The sequence below is a fragment of the Paraburkholderia sp. genome (assembly GCF_036488505.1).
Classification (GTDB): domain Bacteria; phylum Pseudomonadota; class Gammaproteobacteria; order Burkholderiales; family Burkholderiaceae; genus Paraburkholderia.
This window is the reverse complement of sequence record NZ_DASXHN010000098.1, coordinates 1-6,853: the sequence shown is the minus strand read 5'-3', so window position 1 is coordinate 6,853 and position 6,853 is coordinate 1. Positions and strand designations below refer to the sequence as shown.

Below are 6,853 nucleotides of genomic sequence, written 5' to 3'. Positions count from 1 at the left end.
TGATCGAACAGGAAGCAGGTATCGACGAACTCGACGCGAGCGATCGCCGCCGGGTGTGGCAATTGATCGGCGGCGAGCAGCGTGTGGCGAGCGCGCTGGCGGACCAACTCGTCGACGACGATACCGACGCGATGCGCGCCGCTATCCGCACCGCGTTCGCGCAGGGCGTGCCGGCCACGCATCGCAGCGAGCAGGTCGATACGTTCTTGCAGCGGCTTGCGCTAATCGATCCCGCGAGCGTCGCGCCCGAAACAGTGCGCGACGTGTACAACCCGCATGCGCGGCAAGCAGCGAACGGAGAGCAAGTATGAACGACACCACTGTTATGCGCGGCGCGCTCTGGTTCCGGGCGCTGGCAGGCGAGCCGGCCAGCGACGCGCCCGTGTGGAGCGGCGATGCGCTGCTCGGCGGCGACACCACGCGCTTCATCACCGTCGTGCCCGATCCCGCCAACCGCTTTGCGCGCGCGACCAGTAACGTGGTCGGCCTCGAGCAGGGCTGGCGGCTCGCGCGCGCCGTGCGTGAAGTCATCGATGCCGATTCAGGCGCGGCGGCCGGCGTGCGTCGCCCGATCGTCGCGATCGTCGACGTGAAAAGCCAGGCGTATGGGTATCGCGAGGAAATGCTCGGCATTCATCTCGCGTGCGCGGCGGCGGTCGACGCCTATGCGAGCGCGCGCGACGCGGGCCATCCGGTGATCGCACTGATCGTCGGCCCGGCGATGTCGGGCGCGTTTCTCGCGCACGGCTATCAGGCGAACCGTATCGTCGCGCTCGACGCGCCGGGCACGATGGTCCACGCGATGGGCAAGGAAGCCGCCGCGCGCGTCACCCGCCGCACCGTCGAAGCACTCGATGCGCTCGGCGAGACGATCGTGCCGATGTCGTATTCGATGGCGTCGTTCGCGAAGCTCGGCCTGCTCGATCAGCTGATCGAAGGAATCGACGCGGATGCGCCGAACGATGCGCACATCCAGCGCGTGCGTGACGTGCTTGTCGAGCAGGTCCACGGTGCGCGCACCGGCGATCGCACGCTGGCGCGTCGACTCGACTCAGCGAGCGCGCGGTTGAATCGTGCGGCGTCGATCGAGGTGCGGCGGCGGCTTGCCGAGCAATGGGATGCGGTGTGATACGGGTTTGCGCGGCGGCGCCCTTTGATACGTCGCGTGCGGTGTCGCGCGCCAATGCAGCGACCAGCGACGCGCGTTGGCGCCCGCATGATCTGCTGCGGTTGCAATCCCTGCGCTCGTTCGATGACGAACCCGCATGGGTCCGCGATGCATTCGCGCGTGCGCCGTATGCGGTGGTTCGTCGTGCGCTGGGCGCGGACGGCTTCGTCGCGATCGGTGTGCGCGGTGCTGGCCGGGCACAGCGTTATGGCACGTGGGCGCATCAGGACGACATCGTCGGCGTGGTGTCGCCGGAATCGTTGCTGCGAGTTCAGCCTGCCAAGCGCCGCGAGTTACCCGCGTTCGTCGCGCTTGCCGCTTTGCGGCGCGATGCGTGCGCCGCGCTCGCCGGGTTCGCGTGGGGCCCGACCGGCAGCACGGGTTTCGAACTGGCAACGCAAGTGCCGAGCGTGGCTGAAGCCAGCGATCTCGATCTGTTGATCCGTGCACCCGAGCCGCTTGCGCTCAGCGTTGCGCGGCTAGTGTTCGACCAACTGCAAACGCTCGCCCAAAGCATCGGCATCCGTATCGATGCGCAACTCGAGACGCCCGCTGGCGGCGTCGCGCTCGCCGAATGGGCGGCCGGCAAGACGCGCGTGCTCGCGCGCGATGCGAGCGGCCCGCGCCTGATCGCCGATCCGTGGGCCGCGATGGCTTACGACGGTGCCGCATGATGCTCGCGCTGCTGTTTCCCGGCCAAGGCGCGCAAAGCGACGGCTTTCTGCATCGTTTGCCCGACCATCGCGCGGTGACGGAAACGCTCGCGCAAGCGTCCGAGACGCTGAGCGTCGATGCGCTGACGCTCGATACAGGTCGCGCGCTCGATTCGACCGTCGCGGTGCAAGTCGGTCTGACGATCGCCGGTGTCGCGCTCACGCGCGCCCTCGCCGATGAAGGCTTGACGGCGCAGATCAGCGCGGGGCTATCGGTTGGTGCGTATGCGGCGGCGGTCAGTTGCGGTGCGATCGAATTTGCTCACGCGTTGATGATGGTGCGGCGGCGCGCCGAATTGATGGAAGCGGCGTATCCGTCGGGGTATGGTCTCGCGGCCATCTCGGGCTTGAGCGAGCATGAAGTGGAAACGCTCGCTGCGCAGCACGCCAATGACGTTCGGCAGCGCGTGTATATCGGCAATGTGAATGCGCCGCGCCAGATCGTGATGGCCGGTGCGAACGACGCGCTCGATGCGTTCATTGCGCGTGCGTTGGCGGCCGGCGCGCGCAAAGCGACGCGGCTTGCGGTCAGCGTACCTTCTCATTGCGAACTGCTCGCGCAGGCTAGCGATGAACTTCTCGCCTATTCGCGCGACTTGCCGTTTCAGAGGCCCAATAGCATTTATATCGGTAATCGAGGTGGGCGTCCGCTCTATACGGCTGACGCGATTCGCGAAGATCTCGCAACCAATATGCGTGACACCGTGCGCTGGTTCGATGCGCTGACCGCGATGCGGGAAATGGGCGCGAGCGTGCTGGTCGAAGCGCCGCCGGGGCAAGTTTTGACCGATATCGCGCGTGAGAACTTCCCCGATACCACCGCGCTCGCGGCCAGCACGTTGCCATTCGATCGCCTCGTACCAACCATTCGCAAGCGGCTTGAGCGCAACTGACCACGGCCGCCGTGAACCGATGCGGCAGTTCACGAGCAGCGCCGCGCCGCCGCGCGCGCGGCGCGAGCGAAACAAAGCCCCGTAGCCTGGTCGCAAACTCGACCGGCTATAGGACCATGGGCTCATTCCCGAGTGACGGGGGCGTGTGACACCATGAAAACGCGGGTAATCCTCGTAGGGATGCGTCAACGAATCGCCCGCGCTGTTCGCGCTCGCGGCCGTGACGCCGGCCGCTCCGACATCGTGAAGACTGTCAACGAAGCACCCGCGTGACGGTTTTGCGCCGACAGACAAGCGCTCCAACGATGTCGAGATCGTATTTGGGATGAGAAAGTCGAGGTCCCATGAATACCGCCGCCCCGATCCAGCAACGGATGCCCGAAAAGCGCCAGCCGATCCTCAATGCGGTCGACCGCGTGACCGAACTGTGTTTTGGGCTGTTCATGGCGTTGACTTTCGTCGGCGCGGTGAAGGCGGTCACCGCTGGCGACGACGCCGGGCGCAAACTGTTCTTCGCCGCGCTGGGCTGCAATCTTGCATGGGGTCTCGCGGACGCGGTGATGTTCGTCCTGCGTAGTCTGGCGGACCGCGGACAGCGTCTGGCGCTCGCGTTGTCCGTGAAGCGCGAACAGGATCACGCAGTCGCTGTGCGGATCCTGCGCGACGCATTGCCGAAGTCGCTGGAGCCGCTTGTCGACGATGCCGAACTCGAGCTGATTCGCGAGCGTCTCGCCGCGACGCTCGCGCTGCCGCCTCGCGCGCATTTCATTCGCGACGACTTCGTGGGCGCGCTCGGCGTTTTTCTGCTGGTGGTCGTAGCCACGTTTCCTGTTGCGCTGCCGTTCGTCGTCATCGGCGATCGCACGACGGCGCTCGTGATCTCGCGGGTGCTCACACTGGCGATGCTATTCGTCGCGGGCTGTGCGCTTGGACGCTATACCGGCGCGGGCGCGCTGAAGGCCGGCTTCGCGATGACCTTGCTCGGTGTCGTGCTGACGATGGCGATCATTCTGTTGGGAGGGTGACGCTCCTGCGTGGAACGCATGATCCGTCCGAACGCTCCTGCCACGCTCGCGTCGTTGCGCCTACCCCGGCGCCCGCCCCAACACCTGCGAATCCGACTTCTGCGCCGGCGCGTCGGCATGCGCATGCCCCGTCGTCGCCACCGCGCCGGTACCGCCGGATCGCGTGACCGACTTCGCGTGCCGCTCGATCAACCGTTGCAGCAGACAGAACGCGCACAGCAGCGCGCCGATCACAATCCGCGTCCACCACGAACTCAGTGTGCCGTCGAACGTGATCAGCGTCTGGATCGTGCCGAGAATGCCGACCCCGAACAGCGAGCCGAGCACATAACCGACACCGCCGGTGAGCAGCGTGCCGCCGATCACTGTCGCCGCGATTGCATCGAGTTCCATCCCCTGGCCTTGCAGCCCATAACCCGACAGCACGTAGAACGTGAACACCGCACCGCCCAGCGCCGAGCAGAAACCGCTCAGCGCATACACGCCAACGCGTGTGTGCGCGACCGGCAGCCCCATCAGCAGCGCCGAGCGCGGGTTGCCGCCGACCGCATACACATTGCGTCCAAAGCGCGTGAAGTGCGCGACGTAAATCGCGGCGGCGAGCGTCACAAGTGCGATCAGCACATTGGCCGACACAGAACCGACGACGATGTTCAGACGAAACGCGGAGATCTTCTGGAACGTCGGATCGGTAATCGTGATCGACTGCGTGGTGATCAGAAAGCACAGACCGCGCGCGAAGAACATCCCGGCGAGCGTGACGATAAAGGCCTGCAAACGGAAAAAATGAATCAGCGCGCCCTGTACCGCGCCGAACACGGTGCCCATCAGCAGCACGATCGGAATGATGATCCACACCGACAGATGCATATGCTCGGACAGCACCGCCTCGACGATCGTCGTGAGCGCGACCACCGAGCCCACCGACAGGTCGATGCCGCCCGACACGATCACGAACGTCATGCCGATCGCGACGATCAGCAGGAACGCGTTGTCGACGAGCAGATCGAGTAATACCTGCCACGAGAAGAAGCCGGTGTACATCACCGAACCGAAGCCGAAAAGCGCGCAGAACAGCAGGATCGTCACCGCGATCGGCAGCGTACGCGGATCGACCACGCGGGCGAGTGCTTCGAACAGGCGCCTCATCGTGCCACCCCGCGATGTTTGACGAGCGACGAACCGAACGACACCGCGAGCGCGCGTGCCGCCGGCGACTGGATCACGCTGACCGCGAGCACGACGGCGGCCTTGACGACCAGCGTCGCTTCCGGCGGCACGCCGATCGAATAGGTGGTGTACGTGAGCGTCTGGATGATCAGCGCGCCGAGCACCGTGCCGGCGAAGCTGAAGCGCCCCCCAAGCAGCGACGTGCCGCCGAGCGTCACCGCGAGAATCGCGTCCAGTTCGAGCAGCAGCCCCGCGTTGTTGCCGTCCGCGCTGCGCACGTTCGAGCTGATCAGGATGCCGGCCATCGCCGCGGTCAAGCCCGAGAAGCCATACACCGCGAACACGATCGCTTTCGAGCGTAGCCCGACGAGCCGCGTCGCGACCGGATTGACGCCGATCGCGCGAATGAAGAGCCCCAGCGCGGTTCCTTCGACCAGCGCGGCCGTCGCGAGCACCGCCACCGACGCGATCCACACAGAACACGGCACCCCGAGCCAGTAGCCGCCACCGACGAACAGATAAGCGGGCGCGCCGATCGGGATGATCTGCCCGGCGGTCAGCAGTTGCGCGATGCCGCGCCCGGCGACCATCAGAATCAATGTCGCGATGATTGGCTGCATGCCGACGAACGACACCAGCAAGCCGTTCCACATGCCGCTCAGCAAGCCGACGACGAGCGCCGCCACGAGCGCCTGCGCAACCAGCGCGCCACTCGGCACGGCCTGGGTCGACAGGATCGTCGCGGCCGCGGCGCCCGCGATCGCGACCACCGCGCCGACCGAAATGTCGATGCCGCGCGTCGCGATCACGAGCGTCATGCCGATCGCCACCAGCACGAGCGGCGCGGCCCGATTGAGGATGTCGATCGGCGCGCCGAACAGGTGGCCGTCGAGCATGCGCAGCGCGAGGAAATGCGGATTGACCAGCAGGTTCAGCCCGCATAGCAGCGCGAGCGTCACGCAGGGCCACAGCAATTGACGCTCGCCCCCGTCCCGCGCGAACCAGTCCGATAGCTTCATTCGCCGCTCCCTGCGATGAGTCGGTAGATGTTGTCCTCGTTGGACGCCTTGCCGGCGACCTCGGCGATCTTGCGGCGATCGCGCAGCACCGCGACGCGATGGCTCACGCGCAGCACCTCGCTGATCTCCGATGAAATGAACAGGATGGCGAGGCCATTCGCGCACAGTGCCAGCAGCCGGTCCATGATGTCGAACTTCGCGGCGACATCGATGCCGCGCGTCGGCTCGTCGAGTATCAGCAGCTTCGGATCGGTCGCGAGCCAGCGCGCGAGCAGCGCTTTCTGCTGGTTGCCCCCGGACAGCAAGCCGATCGGCTGTTCGGCGTCGGACGCCTTGATCCCCAGACGCTCGATCCACTGATCGGCGATCTCTCTCGCGCGCGGCCGGCTGATCTTGCGCCACCAGCCGCGCCGCGCCTGCAACGCAAGCACGATGTTCTCGCGAATCGACAGTTCCGCGACGATGCCTTCCTTCTTGCGGTCTTCCGCGCAATAACCGATGCCGTGGCGCACCGCATCACGCGGCGAGCGCAGCCGCACCGGCCGGCCGTTGACGAGGATCGTGCCGCTGTCCGCGCGATCGGCGCCGAACAGCAGGCGCGCGGTTTCGGTGCGGCCCGATCCCAGCAGACCGGCGAGGCCGAGAATCTGGCCGGAGCGCACATCCAGATCGATCGGCTGCAAAGTGCCGCGCCGGCCGACGCCGCGCAACTCGACGAACGCGACTGCGCTCTGCGCGTGCGAGACCTGCGACGCGTCCTCCGCGCTTTCCTGAAGCTCGTCCGCGGCCTGCGCTTCATGCGCCGCTTCACGCAGACGCGCGCTCATGCGTTCATGGCCGACCATCTTCGCGACCAGCTGATCGG

7 protein-coding genes and 1 pseudogene are annotated in these 6,853 nt (G+C 66.4%); 5 read left to right on the top strand and 3 right to left on the bottom strand.

The annotated features are described in order from the left end of the window. The 5 genes and pseudogenes from VGH68_RS05470 to VGH68_RS05450 all read left to right on the top strand — a co-directional run. Nucleotides 1-311 (top strand): annotated as a pseudogene (locus tag VGH68_RS05470) (biotin-independent malonate decarboxylase subunit beta); the annotation flags it as partial. Continuing rightward, nucleotides 308-1,129 (top strand): biotin-independent malonate decarboxylase subunit gamma, encoded by an 822-nt coding sequence (mdcE, locus tag VGH68_RS05465; RefSeq protein WP_331602504.1) that lies wholly within the window; start codon nucleotides 308-310, stop codon nucleotides 1,127-1,129. The pseudogene VGH68_RS05470 and the gene mdcE, both read left to right, overlap by 4 nt. Next, nucleotides 1,129-1,842 carry a malonate decarboxylase holo-ACP synthase gene (locus VGH68_RS05460; protein WP_331602506.1) on the top strand — a complete coding sequence of 238 codons (714 nt, stop codon included), beginning with the start codon at nucleotides 1,129-1,131 and terminating at the stop codon, nucleotides 1,840-1,842. The genes mdcE and VGH68_RS05460 overlap by 1 nt, the downstream gene beginning before the upstream one ends. Beyond that, on the top strand, nucleotides 1,842-2,774 hold the full coding sequence (mdcH, locus tag VGH68_RS05455) for a malonate decarboxylase subunit epsilon (RefSeq protein WP_331602505.1): 933 nt from the start codon (nucleotides 1,842-1,844) through the stop codon (nucleotides 2,772-2,774). Before VGH68_RS05460 ends, mdcH begins: the two co-directional genes overlap by 1 nt. A gap of 344 nt (nucleotides 2,775-3,118) precedes the next feature. Continuing rightward, on the top strand, nucleotides 3,119-3,799 hold the full coding sequence (locus VGH68_RS05450; protein WP_331602503.1) for a VIT1/CCC1 transporter family protein: 681 nt from the start codon (nucleotides 3,119-3,121) through the stop codon (nucleotides 3,797-3,799). A gap of 60 nt (nucleotides 3,800-3,859) precedes the next feature. On the opposite strand, the gene yjfF is transcribed toward VGH68_RS05450, so the two are convergent. The 3 genes from yjfF to VGH68_RS05435 form a co-directional block, all read right to left on the bottom strand. After that, nucleotides 3,860-4,948 (bottom strand): galactofuranose ABC transporter, permease protein YjfF, encoded by a 1,089-nt coding sequence (yjfF, locus tag VGH68_RS05445; RefSeq protein WP_331602501.1) that lies wholly within the window; start codon nucleotides 4,946-4,948, stop codon nucleotides 3,860-3,862. Then, nucleotides 4,945-5,988 carry an ABC transporter permease gene (locus VGH68_RS05440; protein WP_331602499.1) on the bottom strand — a complete coding sequence of 348 codons (1,044 nt, stop codon included), beginning with the start codon at nucleotides 5,986-5,988 and terminating at the stop codon, nucleotides 4,945-4,947. Before VGH68_RS05440 ends, yjfF begins: the two co-directional genes overlap by 4 nt. After that, a partial coding sequence (locus VGH68_RS05435) for an ATP-binding cassette domain-containing protein (protein ID WP_331602498.1) occupies nucleotides 5,985-6,853 on the bottom strand: 869 nt, incomplete at its 5' end. The genes VGH68_RS05440 and VGH68_RS05435, both read right to left, overlap by 4 nt.

Bases quoted from the DNA above. Each gene is read 5' to 3' on its own strand.
- VGH68_RS05440 (WP_331602499.1), bottom strand. From the start codon at position 5,988: ATGAAGCTATCGGACTGGTTCGCGCGGGACGGGGGCGAGCGTCAATTG.
- yjfF (WP_331602501.1), bottom strand. From the start codon at position 4,948: ATGAGGCGCCTGTTCGAAGCACTCGCCCGCGTGGTCGATCCGCGTACG.
- VGH68_RS05450 (WP_331602503.1), top strand. From the start codon at position 3,119: ATGAATACCGCCGCCCCGATCCAGCAACGGATGCCCGAAAAGCGCCAG.
- mdcE (WP_331602504.1), top strand. From the start codon at position 308: ATGAACGACACCACTGTTATGCGCGGCGCGCTCTGGTTCCGGGCGCTG.
- mdcH (WP_331602505.1), top strand. From the start codon at position 1,842: ATGCTCGCGCTGCTGTTTCCCGGCCAAGGCGCGCAAAGCGACGGCTTT.